This window comes from Micromonospora sp. RP3T, assembly GCF_003027925.1.
Taxonomy (GTDB): domain Bacteria; phylum Actinomycetota; class Actinomycetes; order Mycobacteriales; family Micromonosporaceae; genus Micromonospora.
This window is the reverse complement of the sequence record NZ_PYPS01000006.1, coordinates 52,823-69,659: the sequence shown is the minus strand read 5'-3', so window position 1 is coordinate 69,659 and position 16,837 is coordinate 52,823. Positions and strand designations below refer to the sequence as shown.

The 16,837-nt window shown below is 73.1% G+C and carries 19 protein-coding genes; 6 read left to right on the top strand and 13 right to left on the bottom strand.

Annotated elements, in window-relative coordinates; translation table 11 throughout:
* Nucleotides 1-21: 21 nt before the first annotated feature.
* Both C8054_RS07275 and C8054_RS07270 read left to right on the top strand, forming a co-directional pair.
* Nucleotides 22-672 carry an SAM-dependent methyltransferase gene (locus tag C8054_RS07275; RefSeq protein WP_107155959.1) on the top strand — a complete coding sequence of 217 codons (651 nt, stop codon included), beginning with the start codon at nucleotides 22-24 and terminating at the stop codon, nucleotides 670-672.
* Nucleotides 669-1,775: a sulfite oxidase gene (locus C8054_RS07270; protein WP_107155958.1), complete on the top strand. Its 1,107-nt coding sequence runs from the start codon at nucleotides 669-671 to the stop codon at nucleotides 1,773-1,775. Before C8054_RS07275 ends, C8054_RS07270 begins: the two co-directional genes overlap by 4 nt.
* A 36-nt stretch (nucleotides 1,776-1,811) precedes the next feature.
* Here the strand turns inward: C8054_RS07270 and C8054_RS07265 are convergent, their stop codons facing one another.
* The 12 genes from C8054_RS07265 to proS form a co-directional block, all read right to left on the bottom strand.
* Nucleotides 1,812-2,135, bottom strand: coding sequence for a DUF2469 domain-containing protein (locus tag C8054_RS07265; RefSeq protein ID WP_007075222.1), 324 nt, complete (start codon nucleotides 2,133-2,135; stop codon nucleotides 1,812-1,814).
* Nucleotides 2,132-2,980: a ribonuclease HII gene (locus tag C8054_RS07260; protein WP_107155957.1), complete on the bottom strand. Its 849-nt coding sequence runs from the start codon at nucleotides 2,978-2,980 to the stop codon at nucleotides 2,132-2,134. The genes C8054_RS07265 and C8054_RS07260 overlap by 4 nt, the downstream gene beginning before the upstream one ends.
* The gene (locus tag C8054_RS07255) at nucleotides 2,974-3,441 is read right to left on the bottom strand and encodes an NUDIX hydrolase (protein WP_107155956.1); all 468 of its coding nucleotides are present in this window, start codon (nucleotides 3,439-3,441) and stop codon (nucleotides 2,974-2,976) included. Before C8054_RS07255 ends, C8054_RS07260 begins: the two co-directional genes overlap by 7 nt.
* A 46-nt stretch (nucleotides 3,442-3,487) precedes the next feature.
* The gene (gene lepB, locus C8054_RS07250) at nucleotides 3,488-4,120 is read right to left on the bottom strand and encodes a signal peptidase I (RefSeq protein ID WP_107155955.1); all 633 of its coding nucleotides are present in this window, start codon (nucleotides 4,118-4,120) and stop codon (nucleotides 3,488-3,490) included.
* A complete protein-coding gene (gene lepB / locus C8054_RS07245; protein WP_107155954.1) occupies nucleotides 4,117-4,998 on the bottom strand; it encodes a signal peptidase I in 882 nt (293 codons plus the stop codon). The genes lepB (C8054_RS07250) and lepB (C8054_RS07245) overlap by 4 nt, the downstream gene beginning before the upstream one ends.
* Before the next feature lie 171 nt (nucleotides 4,999-5,169).
* Nucleotides 5,170-5,529, bottom strand: a complete 360-nt coding sequence (gene rplS, locus C8054_RS07240; protein ID WP_091064199.1) for a 50S ribosomal protein L19 — start codon at nucleotides 5,527-5,529, stop codon at nucleotides 5,170-5,172.
* Between the two features lie 143 nt (nucleotides 5,530-5,672).
* A complete protein-coding gene (gene trmD, locus C8054_RS07235) occupies nucleotides 5,673-6,461 on the bottom strand; it encodes a tRNA (guanosine(37)-N1)-methyltransferase TrmD (RefSeq protein WP_107155953.1) in 789 nt (262 codons plus the stop codon).
* A gap of 13 nt (nucleotides 6,462-6,474) precedes the next feature.
* Nucleotides 6,475-7,014: a ribosome maturation factor RimM gene (gene rimM / locus C8054_RS07230; protein ID WP_107155952.1), complete on the bottom strand. Its 540-nt coding sequence runs from the start codon at nucleotides 7,012-7,014 to the stop codon at nucleotides 6,475-6,477.
* Nucleotides 7,014-7,247: an RNA-binding protein gene (locus C8054_RS07225; RefSeq protein ID WP_013732101.1), complete on the bottom strand. Its 234-nt coding sequence runs from the start codon at nucleotides 7,245-7,247 to the stop codon at nucleotides 7,014-7,016. The genes rimM and C8054_RS07225 overlap by 1 nt, the downstream gene beginning before the upstream one ends.
* Before the next feature lies 1 nt (nucleotide 7,248).
* Entirely contained in the window at nucleotides 7,249-7,725 is a 477-nt protein-coding gene (gene rpsP / locus C8054_RS07220) for a 30S ribosomal protein S16 (protein ID WP_107155951.1), read from the bottom strand.
* Nucleotides 7,726-7,965: 240 nt separating this feature from the next.
* Nucleotides 7,966-8,613, bottom strand: a complete 648-nt coding sequence (locus C8054_RS07215; protein WP_107155950.1) for a DUF402 domain-containing protein — start codon at nucleotides 8,611-8,613, stop codon at nucleotides 7,966-7,968.
* A 75-nt stretch (nucleotides 8,614-8,688) separates the two neighbouring features.
* Nucleotides 8,689-10,095, bottom strand: coding sequence for a proline--tRNA ligase (gene proS / locus C8054_RS07210; RefSeq protein WP_107155949.1), 1,407 nt, complete (start codon nucleotides 10,093-10,095; stop codon nucleotides 8,689-8,691).
* A gap of 91 nt (nucleotides 10,096-10,186) precedes the next feature.
* On the opposite strand from proS, the gene C8054_RS07205 reads away from it, so the two are divergent.
* On the top strand, nucleotides 10,187-10,762 hold the full coding sequence (locus C8054_RS07205) for a TetR/AcrR family transcriptional regulator (RefSeq protein WP_107155948.1): 576 nt from the start codon (nucleotides 10,187-10,189) through the stop codon (nucleotides 10,760-10,762).
* 121 nt (nucleotides 10,763-10,883) lie between these two features.
* On the opposite strand, the gene C8054_RS07200 is transcribed toward C8054_RS07205, so the two are convergent.
* On the bottom strand, nucleotides 10,884-13,016 hold the full coding sequence (locus C8054_RS07200; protein ID WP_107155947.1) for a transglycosylase domain-containing protein: 2,133 nt from the start codon (nucleotides 13,014-13,016) through the stop codon (nucleotides 10,884-10,886).
* 121 nt (nucleotides 13,017-13,137) lie between these two features.
* Between C8054_RS07200 and cobC the strand changes: the two genes are divergently transcribed.
* The 3 genes from cobC to cobA are packed head-to-tail and all read left to right on the top strand — an operon-like array spanning nucleotide 13,138 to nucleotide 16,696.
* A complete protein-coding gene (cobC, locus tag C8054_RS07195) occupies nucleotides 13,138-14,214 on the top strand; it encodes an Rv2231c family pyridoxal phosphate-dependent protein CobC (RefSeq protein WP_107155946.1) in 1,077 nt (358 codons plus the stop codon).
* Nucleotides 14,211-15,440 (top strand): nicotinate-nucleotide--dimethylbenzimidazole phosphoribosyltransferase, encoded by a 1,230-nt coding sequence (locus C8054_RS07190; protein ID WP_233219525.1) that lies wholly within the window; start codon nucleotides 14,211-14,213, stop codon nucleotides 15,438-15,440. Before cobC ends, C8054_RS07190 begins: the two co-directional genes overlap by 4 nt.
* Complete coding sequence (gene cobA, locus C8054_RS07185) at nucleotides 15,437-16,696, top strand: uroporphyrinogen-III C-methyltransferase (RefSeq protein ID WP_107155945.1); 1,260 nt, start codon at nucleotides 15,437-15,439, stop codon at nucleotides 16,694-16,696. Before C8054_RS07190 ends, cobA begins: the two co-directional genes overlap by 4 nt.
* Nucleotides 16,697-16,837: the final 141 nt, after the last annotated feature.

Sequence of the window (16,837 nt, the reverse complement as noted above, 5' to 3'; positions counted from 1 at the left end):
GGATCCGCCTATGCTGGCCGCGTGACGAAGGACTGGCACGCCTGGCACCGCGACTACGACCAGCCCGACTCGGCGTTGGCCCGGCGGCTCGTCGAGGTGCGGCACCGGATCGTCGAGGCGCTGGACGCGGCGCCGCCCGGCCCGCTGCGCGCGATCAGCCTCTGCGCCGGCCAGGGCCGCGACCTGATCCCGGTGCTCGCCACCCATCCGCGCGGGCGGGACGTGACCGCCCGCCTGGTCGAGTTGGATCCGCGCAACACCGAACCGGCCCGCCGGGCCGCCGCCGAGGCGGGGCTGACCGGCGTGGAGGTGGTCACCGGCGACGCGGCCCTGACCGACCGCTACGCCGACCTGGTCCCGGCGGACCTGGTGCTGGTCTGCGGCATCTTCGGCAATATCGACGACGACGACATCCGGTCGACGGTGCGACACTGTGCGTCGCTCTGCGCCACCGGTGGCACGGTGCTGTGGACCCGGCACCGGCGGGAGCCGGACCTGGTACCCGTCATCTGCGACTGGTTCGCCGAGGAGGGCTTCGTGCCGGTGGCGGTGAGCAGCCCGGCCGACGGGGTGGGGGTCGGCGCGCACCGCTTCACCGGCCCGCCCCGGCCGCTCGCCCCGGGGGTGCGGATGTTCGAGTTCGTGGGGTACGACGAGTTGGAGCAGCGATGACCTCTGTGGACGACGTCAGCCGCCCCTCGCGGGTCGCCGGGCCGGACGAGGCGATCAGCGTCGAGGAGCTTCAGCTCGCCGCGCGCAACCACGGCATCCCGCTGGAGGCGTTGCGGTACGACGTGACGCCGGCGGGCCTGCACTACCTGCTCATCCACTACGACATCCCGGACGTGGACCCGGCCGGGCACACGCTGACCGTGTCCGGGGCGGTCGAACGTCCGCTCCGGCTGGACCTGGCGACGTTGCGCGCCCGGCCCCGGGTCACCCGGCAGGTCACGTTGGAGTGCGCCGGCAACGGGCGGGCGTTGCTGCATCCACGTCCGGTCAGCCAGCCCTGGCTGGTGGAGGCGGTGGGCAACGCCGAGTGGACGGGCACCCCGCTGGCTCCGCTGCTGCGTGAGGCCGGGCTGTCCGCCGACGCGGTCGACGTGGTGTTCACCGGCGCCGACCACGGGGTGGAGCGCGGCGTCGAGCAGGACTACCAACGCGCGCTGCCGGTGGCCGACGCGCTGCGCGAGGAGGTGCTGCTGGCGTACGAGATGAACGGCGCTCCGTTGCTGCCGCAGCACGGCGCCCCGTTGCGGCTGATCGTGCCCGGCTGGTACGGCATGGCGCACGTCAAGTGGCTGCGCGACATCCGGGTCACGACGGAGCCGTTCGACGGTTACCAGAACGCGGTGGCCTACCGGCTGCGGACCGACGCCGGTGACCCGGGCGTGCCGGTGACCCGGATCGAGCCGCGCGCGCTGGTGCGTCCGCCCGGTTTCCCGGATTTCATGTCCCGTACGCGGGTGCTGCGGCCGGGGCCGTGCACGGTGGACGGTCGCGCCTGGTCGGGGCACGCGCCGGTGACGTCGGTCGAGGTGACGTTCGACGGCGGCGACACCTGGACGCCGGCGCGTCTGGACGAGCCCACCGGGGGCGGGTGGGCATGGCGCCGGTGGTCGGTGGCGTGGACGGCGACGCCGGGGCGGTACGTGCTGGGGGCGCGGGCGACGGACGCCTCGGGGCGGGCCCAGCCGGTCGAGCAGCCGTGGAACCGGGGTGGGTTCGCGAACAACCTGGTGCAGCGCGTCGAGGTGGTCGTGCCGGCGGAGTGAGCCGCGCCCGGCGGCGGGCGGTTCGGCCCGCCCGGCTCAGCCGCCGAAGCCCGAATCCGCGGGGAGCGAGATGTCGGGCTTTTCGAGCTCTTCCACATTGACGTCCTTGAACGTCATTACTCGGACGTTCTTGACGAAACGGGCAGGACGGTACATGTCCCACACCCAGGCGTCGTGCATCTCGACCTCGAAGTAGACCTCACCGTCGGAGTTGCGGACGTGCAGGTCCACCTGATTCGCCAGGTAGAAACGGCGCTCGGTCTCCACCACGTAGGAGAACTGACGGACAATGTCGCGGTACTCCCGGTAGAGCTGCAGCTCCATCTCGGTCTCGTACTTCTCGAGATCTTCCGCGCTCATCGCACTCCGCCTTCCATGACCACATCTTCCCCCACCGACACCGGAGGTCGAGGCTGCTCGCCCAACGCCACGCCGACGGTACCCCCTGGCGGGCCGGAGTGCTCCATCGGCTCGTCCCGACCCCCCGCCCCACGACCGGTGAGCGGCGCCGTCGGCTCCCCGCCCACCGGGCGGCGGGCCCGCGGCGGCCGGCCGTCCCGCCCGGAGACGGCCGCCACGTTCACGTACGAGAACCGGTGTTCCCGGCAGGGCCCCCGCTCCCGCAGCGCCGCACTGTGCTCCGAGGTGATGTAGCCCTTGTGCTCGGCGAAACCGTAGCCCGGGAAGCGTCCGTCCAGCTCCACCATGAGGCGGTCCCGGGTGACCTTGGCGAGCACGCTCGCCGCCGCGACGCAGGCCGCCACCCGGTCGCCCTTCCAGACCGCCAGCCCCGGCACGTCGAGCCCGTCCACTCCGAAGCCGTCGGTCAACACGTAGTCCGGCCGGGTGTCGAGCGAGGCGAGCGCGCGGCGCATCGCGGCCAGGTTGCACACGTGCAGCCCGCGGGCGTCGACCTCCTCGGCCGGGATGATCACCACGGCGTACGCCAGGGCCCGGGCCACCACCTCGTGGTAGACCCGCTCGCGGGCCGCCGGGGTGAGCAGCTTCGAGTCGGCCAGCTCGTCGATCTCGCCGCGCCGCCCCTCGGGCAGCACCGCGGCGGCGGCCACCAGCGGCCCGGCACAGGCGCCCCGGCCGGCCTCGTCGGCGCCCGCCACGTGCCGGAAGCCGCGCCGTTGCAGCGCCCGCTCCAACGCGTAGAGGCCGCCGTCGCGGCGCACCACGGTGCGCGGCGGGGTCAGCACGTGCCACCCCCGGTCAGCACCCGGCCGAGCCGGTCGGGCAGGTCCGGCGGGTAGTAGCGCTCGGTGGTGACGGCCAGCTCGGTCACCACCCACCAGCGGTGCCCGTGCACGCTGACCCGCTCGACCTCGTCGAAGCCGGCGGTGTCGACCTCCCACCCAGGCACCCGGACCAGAAAGAACTCCTGCTCCTGGCGGTACCAGACGCCGTCGAACGGGAACTCGACAGTCTCCGACCAGACCGGCGCGCCCAGCTCTGCCGGCGCCAACCGGAGGCCGGTCTCCTCGGCCAGCTCCCGCGCCGCGCCCTGCGCCGGGGTCTCCCCCGGGTCGAGCCCGCCGCCGGGGGTGAACCAGTAGCGGTGCCCCGGCCGGCCCGGATCGCTGCCCTCGAACAGCAGCACCCGGTCGGCGGCGTCGATCAGCAGCACCCGGGCCGCGCGACGAGGGGTGTAGACGGTCACCGCACCAGCCTGCCAGACGCCTCCGACGAACGACCACGCGCTCCGGTCAGGGATTGGGGATGCCGTCGAACTGCTTGGGCACGGTGAGCCAGGTGGCCCGGTCGACCGGCCAGAAGATGGTGAAGGCCCGGCCGACGACCTCGCCCTCCGGGATGGTGGCCTCGGTGATGTCCTCACCGGACTGCTGCCAGTGCTCCAGCGAGTCGCCGGAGGCCTCCCGGTGGTCGCCCATCACCCACAGCCGACCCTTCGGCACGGTGATGTCGAAGTCCTGGTCGGCCACCTTGTTACCGGGGAAGACGAACGGCTCGTCGATCGCCTTGCCGTTGATGACCAGCCGCTCCTGGCCACCGGTGCGGTCGCAGCAGACCACGTGGTCGCCCCCGACACCGATCACCCGCTTGATGAAGTCCTCACCGTCAGGGTTGCCGCTCCACTCGGTGGGCGCCTTGAAGACGATCACCTCACCGCGGTGCGGTGAGCGGAAGTCGTAGACCAGCTTGTTGACCAGCACCCGATCGTCGATCGCGAGGGTGTTCTCCATGGACGGGGACGGGATGAAGAAGGTCTGCAGCACGAAGGCACGAACCAGCACTGCGACCAGGATCGCCACACCCAGGAGGATGGGCAGTTCCTTCCAGAAGGAGCTGCGCGGCTTTTCGGTCTGCTCGTCAATCACGGGAGGAGCCTACGTCCACCGGTGCGGCGCAGTCGCCCCGAACCCGGGAGAACGGCCAGCGTGGCCGTGACCGGAAGAATCAGGACGACACCCCCCAGCGGGTCGGGATCGACCGGGACCGGACGGGCCGGCGCGGCGTCCGCGCGGGGCAGGTCCGCGAACGTCCTGGGTACGGGCAGGCTGGTCCACCGCTCGGACGGCCAGACGATCATGAAGGCCCGGCCGACCACGTTGTCGATCGGGACCGGCCCCTGGCAGCGGGCGTCCTGCGACACCAGCCGGTGGTCGCCCATCACGAAGATCTGACCCGGCGGCACCACCACCTCGGTGAACTGCCGGGAGCGGCACTCCTTCGGGTTGGGCGGCAGGTCGACCGGGGAGTCCTCGGAGACGTACGCCTGCTCCTCCAGCGGCGTGCCGTTGACCACGACCCGGCCGTCGTCGCAGCACCAGACCTTGTCGCCGGGCACCCCGATGACACGCTTGATGAAGTCCTTCTCGCCGGGGCGGCTGACCCCGACCAGGTCGCCGAGCGTGCGGCCGACCTTGCCGGCGAGGTTGGTCGGCGGGGCCGGCGCCTCCTGGGCGACCCAGCGGTCGGTGCCCCGGAACACCACGACCTCGCCGCGGACCGGGTCGCGCATGTCGTAGACGACCTTGTTGACCAGCACCCGGTCCCCGATGAGCAGCGTGTTCTCCATCGACCCGGACGGGATGAAGAAGGCCTGGAGCAGGAACGTGCGGATCAGCACCGCGAGGCAGAACGCCACGACGAGCAGCAGCGGCAACTCCTGCCAGAGCGGCATCTGCCGTCGGGAACGCCGGGACCGCCGGCGCCAGGGATCGACGGTGCCGTCCTCGTCAAGCATCTGCACCATGCCACTCTCCGGATCGCCGCGAAAACGACACTACCGCCCGGGAGTCTCCTCGAAGACCCCACGGGCGGCAGTGGACCGCTTCGCGCCGTCCGGCTGCGCCCGTACCGACCAGGGTAATGCGATCCGGTCGATACGACATCCGCGCAGCTCGGGCGGCGTGGCGAAAGTCGATCAGTTCGCCGGCTGCTTCTCCCGCAGCTCCTTGATCTTGGCCTTCTTGCCGCGCAGCTCGCGCAGGTAGTAGAGCTTGGCGCGCCGCACGTCACCGCGGGTCACGATCTCGATCCGGTCGATGCCCGGGCTGTTCAGCGGGTAGGTCCGCTCCACGCCGACACCGAAGCTGATCTTGCGGACCGAGAAGGTCTCGCGCAGGCCGTCACCCTGGCGACGGATGACCACGCCCTGGAAGATCTGGACCCGGGACCGGCTGCCCTCGACGACCCGCGCGTGCACCTTGACGGTGTCACCGGCACGGAAGTCGGGCAGGTCGGCGCGCTTCGACTGGGCGTCAAGGGCGTCCAGGATGTTCATCGCTGCGTCCTCGTGAGGCTCACGGCGCATCGTCAGTCGATGCGCGAACGGGTGATTCTGACCCCCGGGTGGTGACCGGCGACGCCGGCCCCGGTCGAGGGTCCTCGCAGCCGCCCACGGCGTGAACGGATGCGGCAACCCCTCTACTTTGCCACATGCTCCGGCGGGGACTGAAACCCACCCCGGTCCAGCGCCGCCCGGTCCCGCTGGTCCAGGCTCTCCGGGGGCAGCGCGCCGACCAGGTCGGGGCGACGGGTCGCGGTGCGCCGCAGCGCCTCGTCGCGTCGCCAGCGCGCGATCCGGGCATGGTCGCCGGAGCGCAGCACCTCGGGCACGTCGAGGTCACGCCAGGTCGCCGGCTTCGTGTAGAGCGGCGCCTCCAGCAGCCCGTGCGCGTGCGACTCCTCGTCCAGCGAGCCGGCGTTGCCGAGCACCCCCGGCAGCAGCCGGGTGACCGCCTCCAGGATGACCAGCACGGCGACCTCGCCACCGAACAGCACGTAGTCGCCGAGCGAGACCTCGGTCACCGGCATCCGGGTCGCCGCGTGGTCGAGCACCCGCTGGTCGATGCCCTCGTACCGGCCGCAGGCGAAGAGCAGGTGCGACTCGGTGGCGAGTTCGTGCGCCATCGCCTGGGTGAACGGGACGCCGGCCGGCGACGGGACGAGCAGCCGGGGCAGCGTGTGGCCGTCCGGGCTCAGCTCGTCGGGGGCCAGCGCGTCAAGCGCCTCACCCCACGGCTCCGGCCGCATCACCATGCCGGGACCGCCGCCGTAGGGCGTGTCGTCCACCGTGCGGTGCACGTCGTGGGTCCAGGTCCGCAGATCGTGTACGGCCAGCCGCAGCAGCCCGTTCGCCCGGGCCTTGCCGATCAACGAGAGGTCCAGCGGGGCGAAGTACTCCGGGAAGATCGACACGATGTCGACGCGCATGCGGTGGCTCCAGCTAGAGGTCGAGCAAACCGCCGGGCAGGTCGACGACGACGCGACCGCCGGCGAGATCCACCTCGGGCACGATCGCCTTGACGAACGGAACGAGCACGGGACTCCCCGCCGGACGCCGCACCACCAACAGGTCGGAGGCGGGGGCGTGGTCGATGCGGTCCACCTCGCCGAGCCGCTCCCCGTCCCGGGTGACCACGGCGAGCCCGACCAACTGGTGGTCGTGGAACTCCTCCGGGTCGTCCGGCTCGGCGACGTCCGCGCTGTCCACGCCGACAAGCGTGTTGCGCAACGCCTCGGCGACGTCGCGACCCACCACGCCGGCGAACACGACAAGCAGGCGGCCCTGGTGCCAGCGCGCCGACTCCACGGTCAGCGTCGGCGGCACCCGCCAGGCGCCCGGCTCGGCCGGCACCACCCCCGGCTCGGTGACCAGCACCGAACCGGGGGCGAAGCGTGCTTCGGGCTCATCGGTCCGCACCTCCACGGTGACCTCACCACGGATGCCGTGCGGTTTGCCGATCCGGCCGACGACGAGAAGCATCAGTACGAGTCGACGATGTCGACGCGTACCCCACGTCCGCCGATGGAGCCGATCACCTGGCGCAGCGCCTTGGCGGTCCGTCCGGACCGCCCGATCACCGTGCCGAGATCCTCCGGGTGCACGCGGACCTCGAGCCGCTTGCCCCGACGGGAATCGACCATCCGCACCCGGACGTCATCCGGGTGGTCGACGATCCCCTTGACCAGGTGCTCCAGGGCGGGACGCAGCGCCATGTCAGGCCTGCTCGCCGGACTCGGCGCCGGTCTGCGCCTCGGCCTTCGGCTCCTCCGCCTTCGGCGCCTCGGCCTCGGGCTTCGCGGCCTCCGTCTTGGCGGCCTTCTTGGCCGGCTTGGCCGGGGTGTCCGCCACACCGGCGGCGGCCTTCGCCTCGGCCTCGTACGCCGCCTTGCGGTCGGCCCGCTCCGGGGCGACCTTCAGCGGCGGCGGGGCCGGCAGGCCCTTGAACTTCTGCCAGTCACCGGTCAGCTCCAGCAGACGCTGCACGGCCTCGCTCGGCTGAGCGCCGACCGACAGCCAGTACTGGACCCGCTCCGACCGGACCTCGATCACCGAAGGGTCCTCCTTCGGCTGGTACACACCGACGAACTCGATCGCGCGACCGTCACGCTTGGTGCGCGAGTCGGCGACGACGATGCGGTACTGCGGGTTGCGGATCTTGCCCATCCGCAGGAGCCGGATCTTTACGGCCACAGTTGTTTCGCTCCTGTTGCGATCTCACCGGCCCGTCTGGGCGGTGTGGCGGGTGAGCGCCGACCGGCACAGTGGGGTTTGGGCCGGAGACTGCTCGGTGAACTGGCGACGCGCCCGGGTTAGAGGGCGCCGGACGCGTGCCGGATACCAGCGGACCATTCTGCCAGATCCGACCCGGAACGCTCGCACCGGACCCGGACCGCGCGCCCCGGACCGGCCGGGTCGTGACGAAGGACACCGTCAGCGCGCCGGCGGGCGGTCCCAACCGGGCGGCAGCTCGTCCGGAACGTCCCATTCCGCGGGCGGCGTGAAGTCACACCACGTCCCGTCGAACGGGAACGCGCCCGACTCGGCGATCCGGATCACCCGTTCCCCCTCGGCGCGCACCGCCTTCTCGTCGGTCACCCAGTAGTGCTCCGGGAAGGCGAGCCGCTCGGCGAACTCGTCCTCGTCCTTCCACTCCCAGGTCAGGTCCGGATGGATCACCACATCGAGGTCCTGGTCCACCATGTCGACCCCGGCCACCGCGCCGTCGTCCCAGCGGACGCCGGGCTCCTCCAGGTTCACGTACCAGTTCCTGAACCGGCCCCGCTCGTCGGAGAACCACCACACCGAGTGGGCGGCGCCGGCGGGCAGGAACTTGAGCACCGGCGGCCCGTTCCAGGTGCCGACCGCCAGCGCGTACGAGGAGACGATCCACTCGGCGAACGGCACCGCGCGCATGCCCGACCCGGCGGCGGTCACCTCGTGCGCCGCCGGCGCGCCCCGCGCCACCCAGAGCAGCAGCCCGCGCTCGTCGTCGGAGACGACGCGGGCCGTCCGGACCCACCCGATCCGTCCGTGCCGCACGTTGCGGTGCAGGACCAGCCGGCCGGGTTCGAAGCGCACGCTCACCTTCCCTGACTTGTTAAGAGGGGCCCCCGCCTCTACCGAATGCGTTAACAGGGGGCCTTCCTTACACCCTCAGTAGGCGCGGGCGAGGATGGCGACCAGGTCGGGCTCGTCCTCGGTGTCCGGCACCGACCCGTCGGCGCGGAGCAGGCAGCGGACGGTGACCCCCTGCGCGTTCGCCTCGGCCTCACCGGGCACGCCGACCGCCGACCAGGGCACCATGGCCCAGCCGGTGGCGGACGCCTCGATCGCCTCGGCCAGCGTCGACACCTCGACGGTGCGGGACCGGCGGAACTCCAGCGCCTGGTCGTGCAGCGCCCGCTGGTCGGCCTCCAGCGCGGCCAGCACCGCGCCGACCACGTCGGCCACCGGCGTCGGGGCCTTCGAGCCGTCGGTACGCCGGACCACCACCGCGTTACCGGCGGCCAGATCGCGCGGGCCGACCTCGACGCGGACCGGGTAACCGCGCAGCTCGGCGTCGACGGCACGGCGGCCGAACGCGGTGTCGGTGCGGTCGTCCAGCGCCACCCGGACACCGGCGTCGCGCAGCGCGTCGCGCAGCTTGGCCGCTGCCTCGCCCACGCCCTCGCCGTCCTTGACGACCATCACGTACGCCTGGACCGGCGCCAGCTTCGGCGGCACCCGCAGCCCGTTGTCGTCACCGTGCGCCATGATCAGCCCGCCGAGCATCCGGGTCGAGGTGCCCCAGGAGGTGGTCCAGGCGTGCTCCCGGCCGCCCTCGGCCGACGAGTAGCTGATGTCGAACGCCTTGGCGAAGTTCTGCCCCAGCTCGTGGCTGGTGCCGAGCTGGAGCGCCTTGCCGTCGCCCATCATGCCCTCGCACGTGTACGTGGCGGTGGCCCCGGCGAAGCGCTCCCGGGCGGTCTTCAGGCCGACCACCACCGGGATGCCCAGCACGTTGACCATCAGATCCTCGTACGCCTCGTGCAGGATCCGCCGGGCGTAGGCGCGGGCGTCGTCCCGGGAGGCGTGTGCGGTGTGCCCCTCCTGCCAGAGGAACTCGCTGGTGCGCAGGAAGATCCGCGGGCGCAGCTCCCACCGGACCACGTTCGCCCACTGGTTGAGCAGCAGCGGCAGGTCCCGGTACGAGTCGATCCACTTGGCCATGAACTCGCCGATGACCGTCTCGCTGGTGGGGCGCACCACCACCGGCTCGGCGAGCTGCTTGCCGCCGCCGTGGGTGACCACCGCCAGCTCCGGCGAGAAGCCCTCGACGTGCTCGGCCTCACGCTTGAGGTAGCTCTCCGGGATGAAGAGCGGGAAGTACGCGTTCTCCGCGCCGGCCGCCTTGATCCGGGCGTCCATCTCGGCCTGCATCCGCTCCCAGATGGCGTAGCCGGCCGGTCGGATGACCATGGTGCCCCGAACCGGGCCGTTGTCGGCCAGCTTCGCCTTGGCGATCAGGTCCTGGTACCAGCGGGGAAAGTCCTCCGCACGGGGAGTGAGCACGCGTGCCATGACCGCACATCCTATGCGTCGCGCGGGTCGCCGTTGCGCCGGGGAGCCGACCCGCGCCGTGTCGACCCGGCGGCCGTAGACTTCGACGACGATGGGTGAGGCGCGGAACGCGATCGTGGAGGCCGCCCGGGCGCAGACCGTGGCCTGCGGCTGGGACGGCGTACGGATGGGCGCGGTGGCCGAGGCCGCCGGCGTCAGCCGGCAGACGGTCTACAACGAGTTCGGCACCAAGGCCGGCCTGGCCGAGGCGCTGGCCCGACGCGAGGTGGACCGGTTCGTCGGCGACGTCCGGGCCGCGCTCGGCGAGCACGGCGCCGACGTGCGCGCGGCCGCGTACGCGGCGATCCGCCGCACGCTCGCCGCCGCCGCCGACAACCCGCTGGTCAAGGCGATCCTGACCAGCGCCCGGGGCGGCTCGGACGAGCTGCTGCCCTACCTGACCACCCGCTCCGAGCTGGTGCTCACCGAGTCGACCGCGGCGCTGCTGGAGTGGGCCGGGTGCCACCTGCCCGACGCCGACCCGGCGGCCCTGGCGTTCGCGGCGGACAGCGTGGTGCGCCTGGTGGTGAGCCACATCGTGCTGCCCCGGGCCCCGGTCGACGAGACCGCCGGCAAGCTGGCCGACCTCGCCGTCCACCTCTTCCTGACCGCCGCCCCACCGCACTGACCCACCCCCACCCCACCCCCCCGAACGTCGATCAAGGAGTTCGCGTCGGGGATCGGGCGATCCTGGACGCAAACTCCTTGATCAACTGACCCGGGCGCACCCCCGGGACGGGTAGGGGCGGTCAGCCGACGATCTGGTCGGACGGCGGGGTGAACTGGCGCGTCGGTTGCCCCTTCAGGGCGTCGCGCAGCGTCTCGGCGACCGCGTTCACCGGGATCTGGGACTGCCCGTCACCCACCGCGTTGAACGGGTTGTCCGGATCGGCGATGAAGCTCGCCGCGGCCAGCTCCGGGGTGTAGCCGACGAACCACGCCGACCGGGTGCTGTCCGTGGTGCCCGTCTTGCCGGCGACCGGCCGGCCGACCGTCTTCCGTACGCTGTCCGCCGTCGACCAGCCGCCGCAGCTCCCCTTGGCCGGGGTGTCGCCGGTCGGGCAGCGGGCCGCGTCGGTGGCGGCCCGGGCCGCGTCCGCGTTGACGACCTGGCGGCACCGGGGCTTGGCCACCTCCCGCTGCACCCCGCCCGGCGTGGACCAGGTGGTCGGCGTGCCGTCCCGGTTCATGATCGCGTTGACCGGGATCGCCTCGCAGTAGCGTCCGTCGGCGGCGACGGCCGCGTACGCGTTCGCCATCTCCAGCGGGGTGGCGTCGGAGACGCCGAGCGTGAACGCGCCCCACTTCCTCGCCTTGGCCGGTGACGCCTGCTCCTTGTCCACGTCGGTACGCCAGCGCAGCCCGAGCTGTTCGGCCAGGCGCACCCCGGCGTCCGCGCCGACCTTCTCCTCCAGTTGCACGAAGTAGGTGTTCACCGACTTGCCGAACCCGGACCACATGGTCTGCCGGCCGGTCATCGCGCCGCTGGCGTTGGAGGGCGCCCAGCCGTCGTAGACCGCCGACTGGTACCGGTAGGGCGAGTCGTACGCGGTGGACAGCGGCATCCCGGCGTTGAGCGCGGCGAGCATCGGGAACATCTTGAACGTGGAGCCGGCCTGGTAGCCGGGGAGCGTCCCGCCGCCGAGCAGCGGCGCCACCGTGTTCGGGTAGTTCGCCTTGACCTTCGGGCCGGCCTCCGGGTTCGAGCTGTTCGGGTTCTCGGCCAGGTCGAGCGAGTAGTTCCGGTTCACCGCCATCGCCTTGATCCGCCCGGTGCCGGGTTCGGCGACCACGATGCCGTTGGCGAACGGGCTGCCGGTGTTGTCCTTGGCGCCGACGTTCTTCTCGGCCGCCGCCTGCGTCTTCGGGTCGAGCGCGAGCACGATCCGGTAGCCGCCCCGGCGCAGCTTGTCCATCCGTTCGAGGCGGTTCTCGCCGAACGCGGGCTGGGCGCTCCACCAGTTCTTCAGGTAGTCGCAGTAGAAGCCCCAGGCGCGGTGCGCGCCGTCGATCGCGGCGCAGTCGTTCGGCGGGTCGGTCAGCTTCAGCTTGATCGGCTGGGCCTTGGCCGCGGCGGCGGCGTCCGGTGACAGGTAGCCGAGGCGGGCCATGTTGTCCAGCACGTAGTTGCGTCGGCCGGTGGCGTCCTTCTGGTCGGAGGTGATCGGGTCGTACTCGGAGGGGGACTTCACCAGCCCGGCCAGGGTGGCTGCCTCGACCGGGGTGAGCGTGGCCGGCGTCTTGGAGAAGAAGATCTGCGAGGCGGCGTAGATGCCGTACGCCCGGTGGCCGAAGTAGGCCGAGTTGAGGTAGCGCTCGAGGATCTGCTCCTTGCTCAGGTGCTTCTCGATGTCGAGCGCCATGCGCATCTCCTTGACCTTGCGCAGGCTGGTCTGCTGGGTGGCCTCCTGGACCTCCTTCGGCGTGCTCGCGCTGTCCCGCAGCGCCATCCGGACGTACTGCATGGTCAGCGTCGAGGCGCCCTGGGAGACGCCGCCGGAGCGGGCGTTGGAGACGAAGGCACGTGCGACGCCCTTCGGGTCGACGCCGTGGTGCTGGTAGAAGCGGTTGTCCTCGGCGGCGACGATCGCCTGCTGGATGTTCGGCGACATGTTCTCGATCTTGGTGTACTGCCGGTACTCCTCGTAGAACATGGTCAGCACGGTCTTGCCGTCCGGCGCGTAGAGGTACGAGGTCTCGGCCGGCAGCGCGGTCTTGAGGATGTTCGTCTTCTGCTCCACGGCGTGCGCGGTGGCCTTCGCGCCGATGCCGGTGACGGCGGCCATCGGGTACAACGCGGCGGCGACGACGATGCCGGCGATCAGCCCGGCACGGAGAAGGGGCACGGCACGACCGGCGGACGCAAGGGGTCGGTTGCTCACGGGGTCAAGCTATGACATTTCCGATTCGGAAATGAGAAGAATTCATAAACGGGCGGGCCGTGACGCGACCCACGCCGGGATGCGCTGTCCCGGGACGCGGCTTCCCGGCAGGATCGCGGTCATGCCCGCACCACCGCCCGCCGCCACGCCCGCCGAACCCGACCTGGGACACCACGGGGACGCCGAGGCCACGCCCGGCCTGGTGGACCTGGCGGTCAACGTGCGCCGCGCCCCGATGCCCGACTGGCTGGCCGACCCGGTCACCGCCGCGCTGGGCGAGCTGGCCGCGTACCCGGACCCGGCCCCCGCCCGCGCCGCCGTCGGTCACCGGCACGGGCGACCCCCGGACGAGGTACTCCTGACCGCCGGCGCCGCCGAAGGCTTCGTGCTGATCGCCCGCGCGCTGCGCGACACCCGCCACCCGGTGGTGGTGCACCCGCAGTTCACCGAGCCGGAGGCCGCGCTGCGGGCCGCCGGTCACCGGGTGGACCGGGTGCTGCTCGACCCGGCCGACGGCTTCCGGCTCGACCCGGCCCGGGTGCCCGCCGACGCCGACCTGGTCATGGTCGGCAACCCCACCAACCCGACCTCGGTGCTGCACCCGGCGGACACGATCGCCGCGCTGGCCCGCCCCGGCCGGGTGCTGGTGGTCGACGAGGCGTTCGCCGACACCACGGTCGCGCCCGGCGTCGACGGCGAACCGGAATCCCTCGCCGCCCGCCGCGACCTGCCCGGCCTCGTGGTGGTCCGCAGCCTCACCAAGACCTGGGGGCTGGCCGGGCTGCGGATCGGCTACCTGCTCGGCGCCGCCGACCTGCTGGCCCGGTTCGCCGCCGCCCAGCCGCTCTGGGCCGTCTCCACGCCGGCGCTCGCCGCCGCCACCGCCTGCGCCGGGCCGGGCGCGGTGGCGGCCGAGCGCGCGATCGCCGCCGTGCTCGCCGCCGACCGCGAGCACCTGGTGGCCCGCCTGGCCACCCTGCCCGGCGTACGCGTGGCGGGGCGCCCGGCCAGCGCCTTCGTCCTGATCCACACGCCCGGCGCCGCCGCGCTGCGGGAGCGGCTGCGCGAGCACGGCTGGGCGGTACGCCGGGGCGACACGTTCCCCGGGCTCGGCCCGGACTGGCTCCGGATCGCGGTCCGCGACCGGGCCACCACCGACGCGTTCATCGAGACACTGGCTCGAATCCTGGAGGCATGATGCTGGAGTCCACCGTCGCGGCGATCCGCCCGCTCGACGAGTCGGCCATGGCTGCGGCGCGTGAGCTGCAGGGCCGGCTGACCAAGCCCGCCGGCTCGCTCGGTGCCCTGGAGCCGCTCTCGGTACGCCTCACCGGGCTGGCCGGGACCTGCCCGCCGCCGCTGCCCGACCCGGCCGCGGTGGTGATCTTCGCGGGTGACCACGGGGTGCACGCCCAGGGGGTGACCCCGTGGCCGCAGGAGGTCACCGCCCAGATGATCGGCAACTTCCTGGCCGGCGGCGCGGTGGTCAACGCGTTCGCCCGGCAGGCCGGCGCCTCGGTCACCGTGGTCGACGTCGGCGTCGCCACCCCGCTCCCGATCGGCCCGTCCGTCGACCCGGCCGCGCTCGCCGCCGCCTCGAACGGTCCGTCCGTCGACCCGGCCGCGCTCGCCGCCGCCTCGAACGATCCGCTCGCCGACCCGGCCGCCTCGGACGGCCCGACCAGCGCCCCCGCGGTGCTCTCCGCCAGCCTCGTCGCGACGCCCGCCGACCCGGCCGGGCCGCGTCTGGTGGCGGCGAACGTGCGGGCCGGCACCCGGGACATGACGGTCACCGCGGCACTCACCCGGGACGAGGCCCGCGCGGCGGTGGAGACCGGCATCCGGATCGCCGGCGAGCTTGTCGAGGCCGGCGCCGGCATCCTGCTCACCGGCGACATGGGCATCGGCAACACCACGCCGGCCGCCGCGCTGGTCGCCGCGTTCACCGGCGTCGACGCGGCGGCGACGACCGGCCGGGGCACCGGCGTGGACGACGAGACGTACGCCCGCAAGGTCGGCGTGGTGCGGGCCGCGCTGGCGCGGCACACCCCCGATCCGGCCGACCCGCTGGGCGTCCTCGCGACCGTCGGCGGGCTGGAGCACGCCGCGCTGACCGGGCTGATCCTCGGCGCCGCCGCGCGTCGGGTGCCGGTGCTGCTGGACGGCGTGATCGCGGTCAGCGCCGCGCTGGCCGCCGCCGCGTTCGCGCCGGACGCGGTGGGCGCCATGGTCGCCGGGCACCGCAGCGCCGAGCCGGGTGCCACGGTGGCGCTGCGGCACCTCGGGCTGGAACCGCTCGTCGACCTGGGGCTCCGGCTCGGCGAGGGCACCGGCGCGCTGCTCGCGTTGCCGGTCGTCACCGGCGCGGTCCGGGTGCTGCACGAGGTGGCCACGTTCGACTCGGCCGGGGTGGCCGAGAAGTGAGCGGTCCGGCCCCGGAGGCGTCACCCAGCCCGTACCCCCTGGGGTTGCGGCTGGCCGGTCGGCGTGTGGTCGTGGTGGGTGGCGGAGCGGTGGCCACCCGGCGGGTGCCCGCGCTGCTCGATGCCGGCGCGGACGTCCTGCTGGTGTCGCCGGAGCTGACGCCGGCGCTGCGCGCCCATGCCGACGCCGGGCGGCTGCGCTGGGAGCCGCGGCGCTTCGCCGTCGGTGACCTGGACGGCGCCTGGCTGGTGCAGGTGGCGGTGGACGACCGGGCCGCCGCCGCGGCGGTGAGCGCCGCCGCGGCCGAGCGGCGGATCTTCTGCGTCCGGGCCGACGACCGCGTCGCGGCCAGCGCGTGGACGCCCGCGGTGACCCGGCACGGCCCGGTAACGGTGGCCGTGCTCGGCGGTGGCGACCCGCACCGCGCGAGGGCGGTCCGCGACGCCGTCCGCACCCTCCTGAGCGCAAGGACGGGCCCCCGGTTAACGGATTCGGTAGCGGAGGGGGCCCCGCTTAACACCGCCGGCCGCGGTGGGCGTGTGGCGCTGGTCGGGGCCGGGCCCGGCGATCCGGAGCTGATCACGGTGAAGGGCTGGCGGCTGCTCACCGAGGCCGAGGTGGTGGTCGCCGACCGGCTCGTCCCCGGGCTGCTCCTGGACGAGCTGCGGTCGGACGTCGAGCTGGTCGACGCGTCGAAGATCCCGTACGGGCCGTCGCGCGCCCAGGAGGAGATCAACCGGATCCTGGTGGACCGGGCCCGGGCCGGCAAGGTGGTGGTCCGGCTCAAGGGCGGCGACCCGTACGTCTTCGGGCGCGGTGGCGAGGAGTTGCTGGCCTGCGCCGAGGCGGGGGTGCCGGTGACCGTGGTGCCGGGGGTGACCAGCGCGATCGCGGTGCCCGGGGTGGCCGGGGTGCCGGTGACCCACCGGGCGGTGGCGCACGAGTTCACCGTGGTGTCCGGGCACGTCGCGCCGGACTCGCCGGCCTCGCTGGTGAGCTGGGAGTCGCTGGCGGGTCTGCGGGGCACGCTGGTGGTCCTGATGGGCCTGAAGAACCTGGCGGCGATCGCGGCGACGCTGATCGCGCACGGCAGACCGCCGACCACTCCGGCGGTGGTGATCCAGGAGGGCACCACCGCCACCCAGCGCACTCTCCGCTCGACCCTCGGCGCGGTGGCCGCCGACGTCACCGCCGCGGGCCTCCGCCCACCCGCCATCGTGGTCATCGGCGACGTCGTCACCGCCCTGACCCCCTGACCCGCGGCCCACGTGCCTTCACGCCACCGCCCACGACATCGATCTTGCACTTGACGCCCCAGGGATGCCCCGATTCGCCCGTTTGGTCCGGGCAGTAAGCGCAAGATCGACGCAGGTGTGGGGTGGGGTGGGGGATGTGGG

Excerpts from the sequence above, each read along its gene's own strand:
- trmD (WP_107155953.1), bottom strand. The coding sequence starts at position 6,461 with ATGCGCGTCGACATCGTGTCGATCTTCCCGGAGTACTTCGCCCCGCTG.
- C8054_RS07270 (WP_107155958.1), top strand. The coding sequence starts at position 669 with ATGACCTCTGTGGACGACGTCAGCCGCCCCTCGCGGGTCGCCGGGCCG.
- C8054_RS07225 (WP_013732101.1), bottom strand. The coding sequence starts at position 7,247 with ATGGCGCTGCGTCCCGCCCTGGAGCACCTGGTCAAGGGGATCGTCGAC.
- C8054_RS07205 (WP_107155948.1), top strand. The coding sequence starts at position 10,187 with ATGGGTGAGGCGCGGAACGCGATCGTGGAGGCCGCCCGGGCGCAGACC.
- rimM (WP_107155952.1), bottom strand. The coding sequence starts at position 7,014 with ATGCTTCTCGTCGTCGGCCGGATCGGCAAACCGCACGGCATCCGTGGT.
- lepB (WP_107155954.1), bottom strand. The coding sequence starts at position 4,998 with ATGGTGCAGATGCTTGACGAGGACGGCACCGTCGATCCCTGGCGCCGG.
- cobC (WP_107155946.1), top strand. The coding sequence starts at position 13,138 with ATGCCCGCACCACCGCCCGCCGCCACGCCCGCCGAACCCGACCTGGGA.
- C8054_RS07265 (WP_007075222.1), bottom strand. The coding sequence starts at position 2,135 with ATGAGCGCGGAAGATCTCGAGAAGTACGAGACCGAGATGGAGCTGCAG.
- proS (WP_107155949.1), bottom strand. The coding sequence starts at position 10,095 with ATGGCACGCGTGCTCACTCCCCGTGCGGAGGACTTTCCCCGCTGGTAC.
- rplS (WP_091064199.1), bottom strand. The coding sequence starts at position 5,529 with ATGAACATCCTGGACGCCCTTGACGCCCAGTCGAAGCGCGCCGACCTG.
- C8054_RS07190 (WP_233219525.1), top strand. The coding sequence starts at position 14,211 with ATGATGCTGGAGTCCACCGTCGCGGCGATCCGCCCGCTCGACGAGTCG.